We start from the raw sequence: 16,877 nt of genomic DNA, 5'->3' as shown, positions 1-16,877 counted from the left end.
AGAGTCAGACACTGCCTTCCGATTCGACCACCAATATCCGCGCCGGCCCTACAGGATGCGCCACATGCTCGGTGCCCACCGAGGCATAAAAAATGTCGCCGACCTCCAGCAAGACATCCCGCTCCACCCCCAATTCGCGATAACGCATCTGCACCTGGCCATCCAGTACGACAAACACTTCTTCGCCATCGTTTGTGTGCCATTTGTAGGGTTGATCGGTCCAGTGCAGCCGCGTGGTGATGCCGTTCATGTTGGCGATGTCCAGCGCGGCCCAGGCACGCTCGCCCGTGAACGACTTACTGCGGATGATCTTCATGGTCCGGTCCTTCGATTGAGCAGAGTGAGCGCCAAGGCTAACTCAATTTTACAAGTTGGCCTCGCAGGCCTTGGCCGAACGTGATCGCAATAAACTCGCCATTGCGCTGAGGGCCAGCACAATCAATACCGCGCCATAACCATCGGTCGTTGCCACCAGACCAAAATTCCGCGCCAGATTGCCGGCCAGCAGTGCCGGCAGGCAGAACGCCAGGTAACTGAGCACGTAATACGCCGACATCAGACCCGCGCGCTCATGGGGCAAAGCCAGCGGCACCAGACTGCGCACCGCCCCGAGGAAACCGGCGCCGAAGCCGCAACCGGCGACCAGCGTGCCGAGGAAAAACAACGGCAAACTGGCGCTATGCACGCCCAGTAAAATCAGGACGACTCCCACCGGCAGCGCACAGGCGCCCAGTTGCAGCGCCTTGGTCGCAGCCTGATTGCGCAGCGTGTAAATCATCAGGGCACCGGTCACCGTCAATGCGGCGACGGTCGCCCCGCCAATCAGGTTCGACGTTGAACCGGTCGCCGTGCGCACCAATGAAGGTGCCAGCGACGCGTAAAATCCGCCCAGCGCCCAAGTCGCCGTGTTGAGCGGCAACACCCGCCATAACGTCACCCGCGCCTGGACCGGCACATGCAGGGTGGGTCGCAATGATGCCCAGGCCCCAGACTGGCGCGTGACGCTCTCCGGTAGACGCCAGACCCATACGGCCTGCATCGCGAACAGCACAAGTAACAACCAATAGGTCAAGTGCAACGGCGCCGGAGCAAACTCGGCCAGCAAACCACAGCCCAGTCCACCCAGGGCCATGCCGAGCAACGGCGCGACGCTATTGACCAACGGCCCTTGCTGTCGGTCGGTGTCGAGCAGCGTTGCACTCAAGACCGCAGTCGCCATGCCCGTCGCGAAGCCTTGCAGTACCCGGGCACTGATCAACCAGGCGACGCTATCGGCGTAGATAAACAGCAGCATCGCCAGGATGTTCAGCACCACCGCGGTAAAAATCACCGGCTTGCGCCCCAGGTAATCCGACAGCGAGCCGACCGTCAGCAACGCGGCCAGCAGGCTGAGGGCGTATACGGCGAAAATCAGGGTCAGCATCGCTGCCGAAAACTGCATCTGCTCCTGGTACAGGTGATACAGCGGCGTCGGCGCAGTGGAGGCGGCGAGGAAACTGAGCAGCGTAATCGCCAGAAACCACAGGCTGGCACGGTTTGAATGAGAACTGGACATGGGCACACTCCGCAAAAGCTAACTTTTTGCTTTTGCGGAGTGTGCTGCTGGATTTCTCTTAAAGCAAATTCTTTGTGTTAAGGTCCAAAGCATGGCTTTTACAGGAATCACAGGATGACAGCTCCGACCTTACGCCCAGGCGGGCGCAGTGCGCGGGTACAAGAGTCGATTCATGCGGCCGTGCGCCAGCTCCTCGAGGAGCAGGACCGCGCCAGCGTGACCGTGCCGCAAATCGCTGCGCGCGCGGGCGTCACGCCGTCAACCATCTATCGACGCTGGGGTGATGTGTCGGCGCTGCTGGCCGACGTCGCCCTCGCCCGCATGCAGCCCGACAACCAGCCGATCAATACCGGTAGCCTGCACGGCGATATTCGGGCCTGGGCGGAACAGTACCTGGACGAAATGAGCTCCGAGCCTGGCCGCAACATGCTGTACGACGTGCAGGCGGCGTTGAAGCCGAGTTACTGCGCGACCATCATTGGCGGGCAGTTGCAGACAATCCTCGACCGTTATCCCAACGAACCCGTACGGGGTGTCGATCGAATGATCAACCTGATCGCGGCGCCCATCGTGTTCCGCATCCTGTTTTCCGAGGCGCCGCTTGAGGTTGAAGAGCTGCATCGGTTGATCGAGATTGCATTGAGTCAGTAATACCGCCATTCGCGAGCAAGCCCGCTCCCACATTCGACTGTGTTCCTACAGATAAACACGGTCGAATGTGGGAGCGGGCTTGCTCGCGAAAGGTCCCTCCCAAACACTGAAGATCCATCTGACATCTCCCTGCGACACCCCGCCACGCCACGACCTTGGTCGACACTGACTAACGCTGGCGGTCGTGCGAGACTGTCTGTCCGGGCGGGAGGCTCGGATGTCTTTTGTCTGGAGTCCCCATGTCGCTGTCCACCGGGCTGATCGCCGCCGTCGCCCTGGCCTATATGGCCATCATGTTCGCCATCGCCTTCTATGGCGACCGTCGCAGTGCGCCCTTGCCGCCGCGAGTGCGAGCCTGGGTGTACAGCCTGTCGCTGGCGGTCTATTGCACCAGCTGGACCTTCTTCGGCGCCGTGGGCCAGGCCGCCGAACAGCTCTGGTCGTTTCTGCCGATCTACCTCGGGCCGATCCTGTTGCTGGTTGGCGCACCGTGGGTCCTGCAAAAAATGGTGATGATCAGTAAACAGGAGAACATCACCTCGATCGCCGACTTCATCGCCGCACGCTATGGCAAATCCCAGTCACTGGCGGTGGTGGTGGCGCTGATCTGCCTGGTCGGCGTGCTGCCCTATATCGCATTGCAGCTCAAAGGCATCGTGCTCGGCGTGAACCTGCTGATCGGCGCCGGCGCCGACGCCATGGGCACCCGCGCCCAGGACACCGCGCTGATCGTGTCGCTGGTGCTGGCGCTGTTCACCATTGTCTTCGGTACCCGCAACCTCGACGCCACGGAGCACCACCGTGGCATGGTGCTGGCGATTGCCTTCGAATCACTGGTCAAACTGTTCGCGTTTCTCGCCGTCGGCGCTTTCGTGACCTACGGCCTGTACGACGGTTTCGACGACCTGTTCGACCAGGCCATGCTGGCGCCGCGGCTCGAACAGTACTGGAAGGAAACCATCAACTGGCCGTCGATGGTGGTACAGACCGGTGTGGCGATGATGGCGATCATTTGCTTGCCGCGGCAGTTCCACGTGACCGTTGTCGAGAACATCGATCCCCAGGATCTGCGCCTGGCCAAATGGGTTTTCCCGGCCTACCTCGCCCTCGCGGCATTGTTTGTCGTGCCGATCGCCCTGGCCGGCCAGATGCTGCTGCCCAGTTCGGTGTTGCCTGACTCGTTCGTCATCAGCCTGCCCCTGGCCCAGGCGCATCCGGCGCTGGCCCTGCTGGCGTTTATCGGTGGCGCATCGGCGGCCACCGGCATGGTGATCGTGGCCAGCGTGGCGCTGTCGACCATGGTCTCCAACGATATGCTGTTGCCCTGGTTGCTGCGTCGCAACAACGCCGAGCGCCCGTTCGAAGTGTTCCGCCAGTGGATGCTGTCGGTGCGCCGCGTCAGCATCGTGGTCATTCTGCTGCTGGCCTATGTCAGCTATCGCCTGCTGGGCTCGACCGCCAGCCTGGCGACCATCGGCCAGATTGCCTTCGCCGCCGTGACCCAACTGGCCCCCGCCATGCTCGGGGCGCTGTACTGGAAGCAGGCCAACCGTCGCGGCGTTTTCGCAGGCCTCGCCGCGGGCACGTTCCTGTGGTTCTACACCTTGATCCTGCCGATTGCCGCCCTGAGCCTCGGCCTGTCCTTGAGCACATTCCCGGGCCTGGCCTGGCTGCACAGCAATCCACTGAACCTGCCGATCACCCCGCTGACCCAAGGCGTGGTGCTGTCGCTGGCCGGCAACTTCACGCTGTTCGCCTGGGTCTCGGTGCTGTCGCGTACCCGGGTTTCCGAGCACTGGCAGGCGGGCCGCTTCATCGGCCAGGAAATCAGTGCCCGCCCCAGCGCACGCTCGATGCTTTCAGTGCAGATCGACGACCTGCTGCAACTGGCAGCGCGCTTCGTCGGCGAAGAACGCGCCCGTCAAAGCTTCATCCGCTTTGCCTATCGCCAGGGCAAAGGCTTCAATCCGAACCAGAACGCCGACAGTGAATGGATCGCCCATACCGAACGCTTGCTGGCGGGTGTGCTCGGTGCCTCTTCAACCCGCGCGGTGGTAAAAGCCGCCATTGAAGGCCGGGAGATGCAACTGGAGGACGTCGTGCGCATCGCCGACGAAGCCTCGGAGGTGTTGCAGTTCAACCGTGCCTTGCTGCAAGGCGCCATCGAGAACATCACCCAGGGCATCAGCGTGGTCGACCAGTCGCTGAAACTGGTGGCCTGGAACCGTCGCTATCTGGATTTGTTCAACTACCCGGATGACCTGATCAGAGTCGGCCGGCCCATCGCCGACATCATTCGCCACAATGCCGAGCGCGGCCTGTGCGGTCCCGGCGAAGCCGAAGTGCACGTTGCGCGCCGCCTGCACTGGATGCGCCAGGGCCGCGCACATACCTCCGAGCGCCTGTTCCCCAATGGCCGGGTGATCGAGCTGATCGGCAACCCGATGCCGGGCGGTGGCTTCGTCATGAGTTTCACCGACATTACCGCCTTCCGCGAAGCCGAGCAGGCGCTGACCGAGGCCAACGAAGGCCTGGAGCAACGGGTCACCGAACGCACCCACGAATTGTCGCAGCTCAACGTCGCCCTGACTGAAGCCAAGGGCACTGCCGAGGCGGCCAACCAGTCCAAGACCCGTTTCCTCGCGGCCGTCAGCCATGACTTGATGCAACCTTTGAATGCGGCGCGGCTGTTCTCCGCCGCCCTCTCCCATCAGGACGATGGTTTGTCCGGCGAAGCGCAGAAACTGGTCGGGCACCTGGACAGCTCGCTGCGCTCTGCCGAGGATTTGATCAGCGACCTGCTGGACATTTCCCGCCTGGAGAACGGCAAGATCAACCCGAATCGCCAGCCGTTCGCGATCAACGAACTGTTCGACACCCTCGGCACCGAGTTCAAGGTGTTGGCGCAAGAACAAAAACTGGAGTTCCGCGTGCGTGGCAGCGCGCTGCGGGTCGACAGCGACGTCAAACTGCTGCGACGGATTTTGCAGAACTTCCTGACCAATGCTTTCCGCTACGGCAAAGGGCCGGTGCTACTGGGGGTTCGCCGGCACAAGGAACAACTGAGCCTGGAAGTCTGGGATCGCGGGCCGGGTATTCCGGAAGATAAACAGCAGGTGATTTTCGAAGAGTTCAAGCGCCTCGACAGCCACCAGACACGGGCCGAAAAAGGCCTCGGCCTGGGACTGGCTATTGCCGACGGACTTTGTCGCGTGCTCGGTCATACCTTGCGTGTACGCTCCTGGCCGGGGCGCGGTAGTGTATTCAGCGTCAGCGTGCCGCTGGCCCGGGCGCAAACAGCAGCGCCGGTCAAAGTCGCCGAGCTCAATGGCAAATTGCTCAATGGCGCGCAGGTGCTGTGTATCGACAACGAGGACAGCATCCTGATCGGCATGAACAGCCTGCTCAGCCGCTGGGGTTGCCAGGTCTGGACCGCGCGCAATCGCGAGGAATGTGCCGCATTGCTTGGCGAAGGCATGCGCCCACAATTGGCGCTGGTGGATTACCACCTCGATCATGGCGAGACTGGAACCGATTTGATGGCCTGGTTGCGCACGCAAATGGGCGAGCCGGTTCCCGGGGTGGTGATCAGCGCCGATGGCCGGCCGGAGACGGTTGACCTGGTGCACGCCGCGGGGCTGGACTATCTGGCCAAACCGGTGAAACCGGCGGCGTTGCGGGCGTTGTTGAGCCGATATTTGCCGTTGTAACGCAGCCTCCTGTGGCGAGGGGGCTTGCCCCCGTTCGGCTGCGCAGCAGTCGTCACATCGACAACGTGCTCTACCTGAAGAGACTCGTTGAATGATTTGGGGCCGCTGCGCGACCCAACGGGGGCAAGCCCCCTCGCCACAGGGTCCGCGCTACTCCGGCAACTCGACCAACCCATCCACATCGGTCATCGCCCGCTCCAGCAAGTCCGCCGGCAGGCTCTTGCTCGCCCGCGCGCCCAGCAGCTTGAGTTGTTCACTGCGACTGACCAGGTTGCCGCGGCCCTCTGTCAGCTTGTTGCGTGCCGAGCTGTAGGCCTTGTCCAGTTGCTGCAGGCGATTGCCGACCTCGTCCAGATCCTGAATGAACAGCACGAACTTGTCGTACAGCCACCCGGCCCGCTCGGCGATTTCCCGGGCATTCTGGCTCTGGCGCTCCTGCTTCCACAGGCTGTCGATGACGCGCAGGGTCGCCAACAACGTGGTGGGGCTGACAATCACGATGTTGCGGTCGAATGCCTCCTGGAACAGCGTCGGTTCAGCCTGCAACGCGGCAGAAAACGCTGCCTCGATCGGCACGAAAAGCAACACGAAATCCAGGCTGTGCAAACCATCGAGGCGTTTGTAATCCTTGCCCGCCAGGCCCTTGACGTGATTGCGCAACGACAGCACGTGCTGCTTGATGGCGATCTGGCCGATGGCCTCGTCCTCAGCCGCCACGTACTGCTGATAGGCCGTCAGGCTGACCTTGGAATCGACCACCACCTGCTTGTCACCCGGCAGGTAAATGATCACGTCCGGCTGGAAGCGTTCGCCATCGGGCCCCTTGAGATTGACCTGAGTCTGGTATTCGCGGCCCTTCTCCAGCCCCGCATGCTCAAGCACGCGCTCAAGAATCAGTTCGCCCCAATTGCCCTGGGTCTTCTGCCCTTTCAAGGCACGGGTCAGGTTGGTGGCTTCATCGCTCAAGCGCAAATTCAGCTGTTGCAGGCGCTCCAGCTCCTTGGCCAGGGAGAAACGTTCGCGAGCCTCGTTTTGATAGCTTTCCTCGACACGTTTTTCGAAAGACTGGATGCGTTCCTTGAGTGGATCGAGCAACTGCCCCAGGCGCTGCTGACTGGTTTCGGCAAAACGCTGCTCGCGCTCATCGAAAATTTTCCCCGCCAGCTCGGCAAACTGCGCGCGCAACTCGTCCCGCGAACCTTGCAGGTCGCTGAGTCTCTGCTGATGACTGTCCTGTTGCTCGCGCAATTCGGCGTTGAGCGAGGCGGCCTGGGCATCCAGGCGGCGCAGTTCGGCTTCTTTGCCGGCGCGTTCGATATTCCAGGCATGGGCGGCGTCCCGGGCGTCGTCGCGCTCGATCTGCAACAGTTCGACTTCACGACGCAGCGCAGCCAGATCAGCCTGTTTCGCGGCGTTGGCCAGAGACAGGTCAGCGATTTCGTCGCGGCTGGATTCGAGCTGTGCGTTCAATCCGTCCTGCGCCAGTTGCGCCGTGGCCAGGCGCTCTTGCAGCAGCGCGACATCGGCTTGCGTGCTGCTGGCCCGACGCTGAAGTTGCCAGGCCAACACCAGCAGAGGCAACGCAGCCGCTGCCAGACCCAGCAATACGCTGGTCAAGTCCATTGCCATAGCCACTCCTGCCATTCGGATAAAGCCTGAAGGTTAACCAAGGCGTCCGGTCTTGGACAGCTCAGTCTTCGATCAGCCCCAGTTCCTGTTGAGCACGGCGATCGCCTGCCCGGGCGGCCTGACGCAGCAGGTCCTGGCCGATCCGGCGGTCCCGGGCATTCCCGCATTCGCGACACATCAACTGGCCAAGGCGGCTTTGCGCAGCCACCACGCCTTCACGGGCCGGTTGCTTGAGCAGGCGTCCAGCGATGTGTTTGACGTTACGGTTTTCACCCAGATGCGGACTGTCCAACAGCCACTCCGCCACGCGCATGGAAAAGCGCTTGGTAGGGGCAACAGAAGGCGGTGTGGAGGAAGAGGAAACGGGGGCTGAGCGAAACTTCATAAAGCACTGTGGGGCAGATCGGAAGGCGCGCAACTTTACTCTCTTTTTCTTACAGGTAAAGCTGAAAATATCTCGGCACGCCCGTCCTAGAGCAAGCGCTCGGGACAATCCACAGAAGCTGTGGATAACTCAGTGGACAACCGCCCCTGAACTCGCTCAAAGCCCTGTGGAATGGGGCTCGCAGTCAAACTGACGATTTTTTCACCAGTAAAAAAAAGCGATGTTTTTCATTGACTTAAATTTTGGTTACAGGCAGCCACTGAGCTTGAACGGGAGATGACAGCAGGGTGACAGGCTCTGCAACTAATGTGCACAAGTGCCTTCCCGGCGGTTATATCGATGCGCTTTTTCGGCGCATTTTTTGCTCTGCCTGGGGATAAACGCTGGCAAAGCCGGCATTTAGACCGATGCGCGGCTGAAAATCTCCATGACCAATGGTCGGATTCAGACCGGACACAGGGGCAAATCAATCCGTTTTGGAAATCTTTTCGCTAGCACACTTCCATTCGCCAGTTCAATCCGTTATTATCCGCGGCGTTAGTACCAAGCTGAAAGTCAATTCTGGTCGAACAAATCCCCCCGGGTCAGCCTTCCCAACGGAAGCCTCCACCGAACAAGCGGGATCGACCACCTCGATGGTTTCCAGGTAAATCTTGCGCCGACACAACCTTTGAATCGAAAACAAAGGCTGTTGCTCCGCCTGCTTACTCTGCTCGAACCAACCTGCAAATTGATCAGGATCTTCACCCCGGGCCCAGAACCTTTGCCCTTGATGTGTTGCCTGCCCTCCTAAGTACCTACCTGCCAGCCCAAGCGCGCCAACTTATCAGCGCTTCAAACTGGCTGCTTTGTTCCAGTCGGGTTCTTCGTACGATCAATGGTGATCGACGTTACTGGAACGTTTTAACGTTGCACGGTTCTTATCCGTGTCATTTGTAGGAACACCCAATAATGTCTACTCAAATCCACACTCAGGATGCCATTCGCACCCTAACCAACGCTTTTGCACCAATGAACTGCCTGATCATGGCCGCTCGCAAAGGCTGCTTCAGCTTCACCCTGGTCAACGAACACGGCATCGCTCGTCACAGCGAACGCCTGTACCCCGATCAATACTCCAGCGCCGAGCCGCTGCAGGCCGTGATCGAGCGTACCCGTCAGGCACTGGTTGCCTGAGACGCCAGAAAGGCTGAAAAACCAAAAGCCCCGCCCGAAAAGCGGGGCTTTTTATTGCCCGATGTTTCCCTTTCCTCGAATCACGACTAAGCACGATCCGATATAACGGTTATAACTGGTCGCTGGAAATATTTTAAAAACAGTCCTTTACAGCGCGAATATGACACTACACTTCAACTCAAGCGGCTTGACCCGCTTGCGGCGAGCCTGAGTCGATTCACAGCTGCCAAGCCCCCCCTTTCAGGTATCGCCGTCCAATTCAGGTTTTTCGAGGGTTATATGGGTATCGCTGCCAGCGAACTGTGCCGCTACGTGATTCGTCCGACATTGATCTACCTCGGACGCCATAGCGCTACTGCCGAATCCCTGCTGCTGGGCATTGCCGCCAGCCAGTCGGCCCTTGGTTCCGCCCTGCATGACCGCCGTGGGCACGGCCTGTACCGCATCGCCGAGCCCCGCCACCAGGCCCTTTGGGACCATTACCTGGCCCTTGATCCGGAACGTGCGAGCCTGGTCCGCGGCCTGGCCAGCCAGCATGCGTTTCTCAGCGGCCCGCACCTCGAATTGACCGTCAACCTGCGTTACGCCACAGCCATCGCCTGGCTGCTGGTTGAAGAACAGAACACCCCCCTCCCCGCTCCGGATGATTTGTTGGGCATGGCCAGAATCTGGCGCCAGACATTTCAGCCACAGGGGCGTCTGCGTGATTTCACTTGCGCCTGGCAAACCTGTGTTTCACCGCTGAATCAGGTAGCCTGCTGACACTTCTGGATCCAAAGATCGCGCAACACGCAGCGATTCTGGTCGGATTGTCCTACAAAACCGCTCTAACTCAAGCCATACAGCCTATGGCGCTGGGACGAAAATGTTGGTAATTTTCGCCCCGGTGATCACCAGGAGTTCTAATAATGAAAAAAGTAATGCTCAAATCCACCATTAGCCTCGCCGTTGCCATGGCATCCACCCAGATCTTTGCAGCTGGCTTTGCCATCAACGAACACAGCATCAGCGGGATGGGGACTGGGTACGCCGGGCGATCTTCTTCTGCCGATGACGCAAGTACTGTTTATGGCAACCCTGCCGGCATGTCGCGCATCAAGCGCGAACAGGTTACCGGTGGCGTTGCATTCCTCGATGCAAAAACCGATATCAGCCACGCCAGCTCCAGCCCTAACAGCGGTAGCAACGATGGCGACATGGTGCCCTTCACCACCGTACCTATGGGCTTCTACGTCAAGCCAATCGACGAGCATTGGGCATTCGGTGTAGGCGTGTACGTGCCATTCGGCCTGATTACCGACTACGAAAACGGCTTTGCCGGTCGCTATTTCGGCAGCAAGTCCGAAGTGCAAATCGTCACCCTGCAGCCAACCGTCAGCTACGCCTTCAACGACAAGGTGTCGATCGGTTTCGGCCCGACCATCAACCGCATCGATGGCACGCTGGAATCCAACCTGTCGATCACTCAGGCGGCGCCGGACGGCAAGGTCAAGATCAAGGGTGATGACACCGCGCTGGGCTACAACATCGGCGTGCTGGTGCAAGCGACCGATACCACCCGCCTGGGTCTGACTTACCACTCGAAAGTCGACTACAAGCTCGAAGGCGATACCAAGGTCAACTACGGCGTGCTGGGCGCAATCGGTCTGGGTGCCAACCAGAAGTACGATGCATCGCTGAAGATCACCACGCCTGAATCCGTGGACTTCTCGGTCACCCAGGTGCTGAACGACAGGTGGACCGCTTACGCGGGTACCACCTGGACCCGCTGGAGCCAGCTGGAAAAAATCACCGTCAAGAACGATGGCGTACAACCGGTGCTGGCTGGTCAGTTCGGTGAAATTACCGAAGAGCAAAACTGGCACGACACCTGGGCTTACGCCATTGGTACTTCCTACCAGCTGAACAAGGAATGGGTCCTGCGTACCGGTCTGTCTTTCGATCAGTCGCCGACCAACAACGTCGACCGCTCGCCACGCATCCCTACTGGCGACCGGACCATCTTCAGCATCGGTGCCGGCTGGAGCCCGACCGAAGACCTGACCATCGACGTCGCCTACTCGTACCTGAAGGAAGAGTCGGTCAATATCAGAAACGAAAACGATCGTGGCCAGACCTACGATTCCAAGTATGAAAACTCGGCAAACGGTTTCGGTGTTGGCGCAACCTACCGCTTCTGATGCTGCATGGCGGGGTTGACCCCTCGCCCACAAAAAAGCCCCGTTCGGGTGACCGACACGGGGCTTTTTTGTGGCTTTCGATCAGGGTTTCAGCGGCGCGGAAGCAATGGCCTTTTCCACTGCGGCCAGAAACTCGGGGTCGTTCGGTTTGGTCAGGCTGGAAAAGCTGGCTATCACGTTACCCTGGCGGTCGATCACATACTTGTAGAAATTCCACTTCGGTGCGCTGCTCTGCCTGGCCAGTACCTGAAACAGATGGGTGGCGCCGTCGCCACGTACCTTCTGCGGCTCAGACATGGTGAACGTCACACCATAGTTGGCATAGCAGACTTTCGCGGTCTCGGCGCTGTCCCTGGACTCCTGCTTGAAGTCGTTGGACGGCACACCCAACATTTCCAGGCCTTGCCCCTTGTAGCGCTGATTGAGCGCTTCAAGGCCCTCGAACTGCGGCGCGAAACCGCAGAAGCTCGCGGTGTTGATCACCACCAGCGGTTTGTCGGCATAACGCTGGCACAGGTCGATGGACTCCTTGGCCCGCAGTTTCGGCAGCGAGCCCTGCAGCACCTCAGGGCAATCTGCGGCCCAGGTCAGTCCTGACAACGCCATCAGCAACGCGGGAACGGCACACCAGCGTTTGAGCATCTCGAGCATCCTTGAACAATCGTCAAAGCTCGACGTTACTCGCCATCCCCGCATGCTAGCAAGCCTGCTGCTAGCAGATGCTCATGCCCAACTGCATAAGCGCCAACCCGCCCTGATGCCAGCCCCACCACGCCAGGGCGAGCAGCAACGCGCCGACGGCAAGCACCGTGATTCGTGGCCAAAGACTGTTCATGTCGCACTCAATTGTGTTTGCAGGCGCGCCACCGGCCGTTCACGCACTGGCCAGTTCAGGGCGGCAGCCATCAGGCTCAGCAGAATCGCGACCTGCCAGATCAAGTCATAGCTGCCGGTACGGTCGTACACCACGCCACCCAGCCAGCCGCCCAGGAACGAACCGAGCTGGTGAAACAGGAAAACTATCCCACCGAGCATGGACAGGTTTCGTACACCAAACAAGGTCGCCACCGTACCGTTGGTCAATGGCACCGTCGACAGCCACAGGAAGCCCATCGCCATGCCGAACAGATAAGCCGTGGTGGTCGTCACCGGCGCCCACAGGAACAACGCAATGACCACCGCCCGCAGCAAGTACAGACCGGTAAGCAAACGCGGCTTGGACATGCGCCCGCCGAGCCATCCAGCCGTATAAGTGCCGAAGATATTGAACAGGCCGATCAGCGCCAGCACCGTGGTGCCGACCGTCGCCGGAAGGTGTTGATCCACCAGATAGGCCGGCAGGTGCACGCCGATGAACACCACCTGGAATCCGCACACAAAAAAGCCGAACGCCAGCAGCCAGAATCCGGAGTGGGAACAGGCTTCACGCAGGGCTTCGCCAAGGGTTTGTTCGTGACCCAGGACGGGCAGCGGCTTGTCCTTGAGCATGCTCACCAGCGGCACGATCAACGCCACCAGCAAACCCAGCGCCATCAGCGCCGCGGACCAGCCAAGCCATCCGATCAGACCGAGCGTGCCGGGCAGCATCGCGAACTGGCCGAACGAACCGGCCGCACTGGCGATCCCCATGCCCATGCTGCGTTTTTCCGCCGGTACTGCGCGGCCGACCACCCCCAGAATCACCGAGAACGAGGTACCGGACAGTCCGATGCCGATCAGCAGGCCGGCGCTCAGGGACAGGGTCACCGCCGAGTCGGAGAGCCCCATGCAAATCAGTCCGACTGCGTACAGGACGCCACCGATCAGCACCACTTTCGCCGCGCCGAAGCGGTCAGCCAGGGCGCCGGTAAACGGCTGGGCGAGGCCCCAGATCAGGTTCTGCAAGGCGATGGCGAAGGCAAAGACTTCACGACCCCAGCCGAACTCGGCGCTCATTGGTGCCAGAAACAGCCCGAAGCCATGTCGAACCCCAAGAGACAACGCAAGGATCAGCGCACTCCCCAACAGAACCCAGCCGCATGTACGCCACATCGATGTCATTGTTGTACTCCGGTAGCGGGTATATACCCGCGTATAATTGGAAAAACCGGCGTCATGCCAGTTCGTCCAGCAACTTCAATAAGATTTCGCGCTTCTCGACACCCAGGCGATCGATCAAGCGCTGCTGAGCGGCTTCCCAGGCCGGCAAGGCAGCCTTCAGGCGCTCCGCCCCGGCCTCGGTCAGCAGGACGATGCGATTACGCATGTCCTCACCCTCGACCAGCGTCACCAGGCCTTCACCCTCCAGCACCCGCAAATTGCGCCCAAGAGTGCTGCGATCCAGCCCCATGGCCTCGGCCAGGGTCGAGATGCTCGGCTGATCCAGACGCTGCAGATTGCACAGCAAAGAATACTGCGCAACGTTGATCCCGAAGCCATCGAGAGCGCCGTCGTAATGCCTGCTGACGCCACGGGCGGCGCGACGCAGGTTGATGCATAAACATTGGGAATCGAGCATGGTGCGTGTATATACCCGCGAGTCGGTTAAATCAAGTTACATGAGGGTTAGCAGTGTTCTGCAGAAAGTCTTCGCGAGCAAGCCCGCTCCCACAATTGACCGCGTTCTAATGTGGGAGCGGGCTTGCTCGCGAAGAGGCCAGCACATTCACCACCACCCTCAAGCCAACGCCAAACCAACCAGCACCCCGACCTCGATCAACTCCAGCATCGCCCCTGCCGTATCCCCCGTCATGCCGCCCAGGCGCCGCAGCATCACCTGCCGCAACCAGGCAAATCCAAGAACGGCCAGCACCACCGCCAACACGCCACTCAAACCGGCGATCAACACACAAGCCAGTGCACTGACCGCCAACACCTGCCTGCCCACCGAGCGCGGAAGATGATCGGCCAATGCCTGACCCAGCCCACCCGCACGCACATAGGGTGTAGTCAGGAACAAACCGAGCAAGGCGCTGCGACCGATCAACGGCACGATGATCAAGGCAAGCGAGTGCTGTTGCTCGATCAGCGCCAGCAGCGCGGTGAACTTGAGCAACAACACCAGCACCAGCGTCACCACGGCGATCGGCCCGCTGCGCGGGTCTTTCATGATGGTCAGCGTGCGCTCGCGGTCGCCAAAACCGCCGAGCCATGCATCGGCGCTGTCCGCCAGGCCATCGAGATGCAAGCCGCCGCTGAGCAGTACCCAGACACTCAGCAGCAACGCCGCGTGCAACAACGTTGGCGTACCCAGCAGCAGCCAGTTGCATGCCCACAGAATGGCGCCAAAGAGCAATCCCACCAGCGGATAAAACAGCAGTGACCGCCCCAGCTCCCGAGGCTCAGGCATACCAGGCAGGCGAATCGGCAGGCTGCTGAGAAATTGCAGGGCGATCCAGAATGGCAGCATGGTCAGGACACTTCCTTCAACAAGCCAGCGGGCTCCAGCGTCAGCGTAAACAGTGCGCCATGCCCGACCTCAACGTTGAGCAGTTGCTCTCGCGGCAGCCCCCGGGCTTGCGCCAGCAACAGACGCATCACACCACCATGGCTGATCAGCAGAATGCGCTCACCGGCACAGGTCGCATGCAACCGCTCCAGTGCTGCCAGCACCCGCGCCGAAAAGTCTACAACCGGCTCCCCCTGAGGCGGCGTGAACGAATAAGGATCGGCCCAGAACAAACCCAGAGCCTGCGCGTCGGTTTCCATCAAGGCCGCCGCGCTCTGTCCTTCCCAGGCGCCGAAATGCAACTCTTGCAGGTCTTTGTCCAGTTGTACCGGCACACCCGATTGCGCACCGAGCTCCTCGGCAAACCGCGCACAACGCTGCAAGGGTGAACTGACCAGCCGATCCCACGGCCCCTGTCCGACCACGGCGGCGCGCATCTGCGCCCAGCCCGTGTCGGTCAACGCATCATCGATACTGCCGCGCAGGCCGCCACCGAGTTCGGTTTCACCGTGACGCAACAGGTCCAGGCGCAAGGTCATGCCGGACGATCTGCCACGGCAGCTTCGGCGAAGGTCGCCATCTGCCCGTGCAGGTCGCACGCCAGGCGCAGCAGCGGTAACGCCAATGCCGCGCCACTGCCTTCGCCAAGCCGCAGGCCGAGGTCGAGCAACGGCTGCGCGTTCAGGGTTTCCAGCACATGACGATGCCCCGGCTCGGCGCCGCGATGACCGAACAACAGCCACTGACGACACTCAGGATTCAAGCGCACCGCCACCAGCGCCGCGACGCTGCAAATGAAGCCGTCCACCAGCACCGCGACACCTTCCTGGGCACAGGCAAGATAGGCACCGACCAGCGCGGCGATCTCGAAACCGCCGAGGTTGAACAGGGTCTGCAAGGCATCGCCACGCTGCGCGCCATGCAAGGCCAGGGCGCGCTCGATGACCCGGGCTTTGTGGCTGACTCCTTCGGCGTTGAGTCCGGTGCCAGGTCCGGTCAAATGGCCCACCGGGCAATCGAGCAGCGCACACGCCAGGGCGCTGGCGGCGGTGGTGTTGCCGATGCCCATTTCGCCACCGATAAACAACTGCGCCCCACTGGCAATTGCCCGCTGCACGCTGTCACGGCCGGCCTGCAAGGCGAGTTGCCCCTGGGCCTCGGTCATGGCCGATCCCTGGACAAAATTCGCCGTGCCCGGGCCAACGTTCAAGTGACGCACGCCCCGCAGATTCAGCGACGGCGTGACCGTGCCGAGATCGACCACCTCAAGGGAAGCGCCCAGTTGCCGCGCCAGCACACTGATCGCTGCGCCTCCGCTGACGAAGTTGTGCAGCATCTGCCCGGTGACTTCCTGGGGAAACGCCGACACGCCCTCCGCGACGACACCATGGTCGCCGGCAAAAATCGCGATCCACACCTGCTCCAGACTCGGCTTGACCCGCCCCTGCAATCCCGCCAGTTGCACCGCCACCGCTTCCAGCTGGCCGAGGGAACCGGCCGGCTTGGTCAGTTGCTGCTGCCGCGCCCGGGCCTGTTCGAGCGTTTGGGTATCGACCGGCTTGCACGGGTTCAGCCACCAGGATTGAGTCATAACGCAGTTCCTTTCAAGGTCAGGGGCAGGCCGGCGACGGTCAGGACGACACGCTGACAACGCTCGGCCAGAGCTTGATGCAGCCAACCGGCTGCATCGACATAGCGGCGAGTCAATTCGCCCAGCGGCACGACACCCATTCCGGTCTCGTTGCTGACAAAAATGATTTCACCCGGCAGCGACGCCAGGCAGTCCAGCAAGGCATCACGTTCGGCTTGCAAGCGCTCGGCATCGTCGAGCATCAGCAGATTGGTCAGCCACAGGGTCAGGCAATCCACCAGCAGGCAGTGGTCGGCACGGGCGTTTTCACGCAGTACGCGGGCCAGTTCCAGTGGTTCTTCGATCAGTGCCCATTCGGCAGGGCGACGGGCGCGGTGATGAGCGACCCGCTCGTTCATTTCTCCATCCAGTGGCTGGCTGGTGGCGATGTAGGTCACGGCCAGCGCGCTGTCGATGGCGAGCTTTTCAGCCAGGCGACTCTTGCCGGAGCGGGCGCCGCCGAGGATCAGTTGGAGCATGGTTACATCCTTTCAAATGAGCGGTGTGGCCAGTTCAGTCTTCGCGAGCAAGCCC

General features: G+C 60.9%; 17 protein-coding genes. 5 read left to right on the top strand and 12 right to left on the bottom strand.

The window, feature by feature from the left end:
- Positions 1 to 4: 4 nt before the first annotated feature.
- Positions 5 to 316, bottom strand: a complete 312-nt coding sequence (locus QMK54_RS08585) for a cupin domain-containing protein (RefSeq protein ID WP_110660104.1) — start codon at positions 314 to 316, stop codon at positions 5 to 7.
- Between the two features lie 48 nt (positions 317 to 364).
- Positions 365 to 1,555, bottom strand: coding sequence for an MFS transporter (locus tag QMK54_RS08580; protein ID WP_320402349.1), 1,191 nt, complete (start codon positions 1,553 to 1,555; stop codon positions 365 to 367).
- A gap of 114 nt (positions 1,556 to 1,669) precedes the next feature.
- Here QMK54_RS08580 and QMK54_RS08575 point away from each other — a divergent pair, with 114 nt between their 5' ends.
- Positions 1,670 to 2,206, top strand: a complete 537-nt coding sequence (locus QMK54_RS08575) for a TetR/AcrR family transcriptional regulator (RefSeq protein WP_110660106.1) — start codon at positions 1,670 to 1,672, stop codon at positions 2,204 to 2,206.
- Between the two features lie 239 nt (positions 2,207 to 2,445).
- Positions 2,446 to 5,916, top strand: coding sequence for a NahK/ErcS family hybrid sensor histidine kinase/response regulator (locus QMK54_RS08570; protein ID WP_320402348.1), 3,471 nt, complete (start codon positions 2,446 to 2,448; stop codon positions 5,914 to 5,916).
- Positions 5,917 to 6,066: 150 nt separating this feature from the next.
- Here the strand turns inward: QMK54_RS08570 and rmuC are convergent, their stop codons facing one another.
- Entirely contained in the window at positions 6,067 to 7,431 is a 1,365-nt protein-coding gene (gene rmuC / locus QMK54_RS08565) for a DNA recombination protein RmuC (RefSeq protein ID WP_320402897.1), read from the bottom strand.
- Between the two features lie 175 nt (positions 7,432 to 7,606).
- The gene (locus tag QMK54_RS08560) at positions 7,607 to 7,930 is read right to left on the bottom strand and encodes a sel1 repeat family protein (protein ID WP_110660957.1); all 324 of its coding nucleotides are present in this window, start codon (positions 7,928 to 7,930) and stop codon (positions 7,607 to 7,609) included.
- A gap of 951 nt (positions 7,931 to 8,881) precedes the next feature.
- Between QMK54_RS08560 and QMK54_RS08555 the strand changes: the two genes are divergently transcribed.
- The 3 genes from QMK54_RS08555 to QMK54_RS08545 all read left to right on the top strand — a co-directional run bounded on the left by QMK54_RS08555 (position 8,882) and on the right by QMK54_RS08545 (position 11,286).
- Positions 8,882 to 9,106, top strand: coding sequence for a hypothetical protein (locus QMK54_RS08555; RefSeq protein WP_007898912.1), 225 nt, complete (start codon positions 8,882 to 8,884; stop codon positions 9,104 to 9,106).
- Positions 9,107 to 9,385: 279 nt separating this feature from the next.
- Positions 9,386 to 9,868 (top strand): hypothetical protein, encoded by a 483-nt coding sequence (locus QMK54_RS08550; protein ID WP_007984504.1) that lies wholly within the window; start codon positions 9,386 to 9,388, stop codon positions 9,866 to 9,868.
- Positions 9,869 to 10,014: 146 nt separating this feature from the next.
- Positions 10,015 to 11,286: an OmpP1/FadL family transporter gene (locus tag QMK54_RS08545; protein ID WP_320402347.1), complete on the top strand. Its 1,272-nt coding sequence runs from the start codon at positions 10,015 to 10,017 to the stop codon at positions 11,284 to 11,286.
- A gap of 81 nt (positions 11,287 to 11,367) precedes the next feature.
- Here QMK54_RS08545 and QMK54_RS08540 read toward each other — a convergent pair whose 3' ends face one another.
- The 8 genes from QMK54_RS08540 to cobU all read right to left on the bottom strand — a co-directional run bounded on the left by QMK54_RS08540 (position 11,368) and on the right by cobU (position 16,822).
- Positions 11,368 to 11,928, bottom strand: coding sequence for a glutathione peroxidase (locus QMK54_RS08540; protein ID WP_223593326.1), 561 nt, complete (start codon positions 11,926 to 11,928; stop codon positions 11,368 to 11,370).
- 70 nt (positions 11,929 to 11,998) lie between these two features.
- Positions 11,999 to 12,121: a hypothetical protein gene (locus QMK54_RS08535; protein ID WP_263296180.1), complete on the bottom strand. Its 123-nt coding sequence runs from the start codon at positions 12,119 to 12,121 to the stop codon at positions 11,999 to 12,001.
- Positions 12,118 to 13,326, bottom strand: coding sequence for an MFS transporter (locus tag QMK54_RS08530; protein WP_223593336.1), 1,209 nt, complete (start codon positions 13,324 to 13,326; stop codon positions 12,118 to 12,120). Before QMK54_RS08530 ends, QMK54_RS08535 begins: the two co-directional genes overlap by 4 nt.
- 52 nt (positions 13,327 to 13,378) lie before the next feature.
- Positions 13,379 to 13,783 carry a MarR family winged helix-turn-helix transcriptional regulator gene (locus QMK54_RS08525; RefSeq protein WP_110660961.1) on the bottom strand — a complete coding sequence of 135 codons (405 nt, stop codon included), beginning with the start codon at positions 13,781 to 13,783 and terminating at the stop codon, positions 13,379 to 13,381.
- 159 nt (positions 13,784 to 13,942) lie between these two features.
- Positions 13,943 to 14,674 (bottom strand): adenosylcobinamide-GDP ribazoletransferase, encoded by a 732-nt coding sequence (locus QMK54_RS08520; RefSeq protein WP_320402346.1) that lies wholly within the window; start codon positions 14,672 to 14,674, stop codon positions 13,943 to 13,945.
- A gap of 2 nt (positions 14,675 to 14,676) precedes the next feature.
- Positions 14,677 to 15,252, bottom strand: a complete 576-nt coding sequence (gene cobC, locus QMK54_RS08515) for an alpha-ribazole phosphatase family protein (protein WP_320402345.1) — start codon at positions 15,250 to 15,252, stop codon at positions 14,677 to 14,679.
- Positions 15,249 to 16,304: a nicotinate-nucleotide--dimethylbenzimidazole phosphoribosyltransferase gene (cobT, locus tag QMK54_RS08510; protein WP_320402344.1), complete on the bottom strand. Its 1,056-nt coding sequence runs from the start codon at positions 16,302 to 16,304 to the stop codon at positions 15,249 to 15,251. The genes cobC and cobT overlap by 4 nt, the downstream gene beginning before the upstream one ends.
- Positions 16,301 to 16,822, bottom strand: coding sequence for a bifunctional adenosylcobinamide kinase/adenosylcobinamide-phosphate guanylyltransferase (gene cobU / locus QMK54_RS08505; RefSeq protein ID WP_110661458.1), 522 nt, complete (start codon positions 16,820 to 16,822; stop codon positions 16,301 to 16,303). The genes cobT and cobU overlap by 4 nt, the downstream gene beginning before the upstream one ends.
- Between the last annotated feature and the right edge of the window lie 55 nt (positions 16,823 to 16,877).

The sequence above is a fragment of the Pseudomonas sp. P5_109 genome, assembly GCF_034009455.1.
GTDB lineage: Bacteria > Pseudomonadota > Gammaproteobacteria > Pseudomonadales > Pseudomonadaceae > Aquipseudomonas.
Note: the sequence above shows the minus strand (reverse complement) of the source record. Positions and strands in the feature narration are given on the sequence as shown.

What these genes read in the sequence shown, in the direction of transcription:
- QMK54_RS08585 (WP_110660104.1), bottom strand. Translation starts at nt 316, where the DNA reads ATGAAGATCATCCGCAGTAAGTCGTTCACGGGCGAGCGTGCCTGGGCC.
- QMK54_RS08580 (WP_320402349.1), bottom strand. Translation starts at nt 1,555, where the DNA reads ATGTCCAGTTCTCATTCAAACCGTGCCAGCCTGTGGTTTCTGGCGATT.
- QMK54_RS08575 (WP_110660106.1), top strand. Translation starts at nt 1,670, where the DNA reads ATGACAGCTCCGACCTTACGCCCAGGCGGGCGCAGTGCGCGGGTACAA.
- QMK54_RS08570 (WP_320402348.1), top strand. Translation starts at nt 2,446, where the DNA reads ATGTCGCTGTCCACCGGGCTGATCGCCGCCGTCGCCCTGGCCTATATG.
- QMK54_RS08560 (WP_110660957.1), bottom strand. Translation starts at nt 7,930, where the DNA reads ATGAAGTTTCGCTCAGCCCCCGTTTCCTCTTCCTCCACACCGCCTTCT.
- QMK54_RS08555 (WP_007898912.1), top strand. Translation starts at nt 8,882, where the DNA reads ATGTCTACTCAAATCCACACTCAGGATGCCATTCGCACCCTAACCAAC.
- QMK54_RS08550 (WP_007984504.1), top strand. Translation starts at nt 9,386, where the DNA reads ATGGGTATCGCTGCCAGCGAACTGTGCCGCTACGTGATTCGTCCGACA.
- QMK54_RS08545 (WP_320402347.1), top strand. Translation starts at nt 10,015, where the DNA reads ATGAAAAAAGTAATGCTCAAATCCACCATTAGCCTCGCCGTTGCCATG.
- QMK54_RS08540 (WP_223593326.1), bottom strand. Translation starts at nt 11,928, where the DNA reads ATGCTCAAACGCTGGTGTGCCGTTCCCGCGTTGCTGATGGCGTTGTCA.
- QMK54_RS08535 (WP_263296180.1), bottom strand. Translation starts at nt 12,121, where the DNA reads ATGAACAGTCTTTGGCCACGAATCACGGTGCTTGCCGTCGGCGCGTTG.
- QMK54_RS08530 (WP_223593336.1), bottom strand. Translation starts at nt 13,326, where the DNA reads ATGACATCGATGTGGCGTACATGCGGCTGGGTTCTGTTGGGGAGTGCG.
- QMK54_RS08525 (WP_110660961.1), bottom strand. Translation starts at nt 13,783, where the DNA reads ATGCTCGATTCCCAATGTTTATGCATCAACCTGCGTCGCGCCGCCCGT.
- QMK54_RS08520 (WP_320402346.1), bottom strand. Translation starts at nt 14,674, where the DNA reads ATGCTGCCATTCTGGATCGCCCTGCAATTTCTCAGCAGCCTGCCGATT.
- cobC (WP_320402345.1), bottom strand. Translation starts at nt 15,252, where the DNA reads ATGACCTTGCGCCTGGACCTGTTGCGTCACGGTGAAACCGAACTCGGT.
- cobT (WP_320402344.1), bottom strand. Translation starts at nt 16,304, where the DNA reads ATGACTCAATCCTGGTGGCTGAACCCGTGCAAGCCGGTCGATACCCAA.
- cobU (WP_110661458.1), bottom strand. Translation starts at nt 16,822, where the DNA reads ATGCTCCAACTGATCCTCGGCGGCGCCCGCTCCGGCAAGAGTCGCCTG.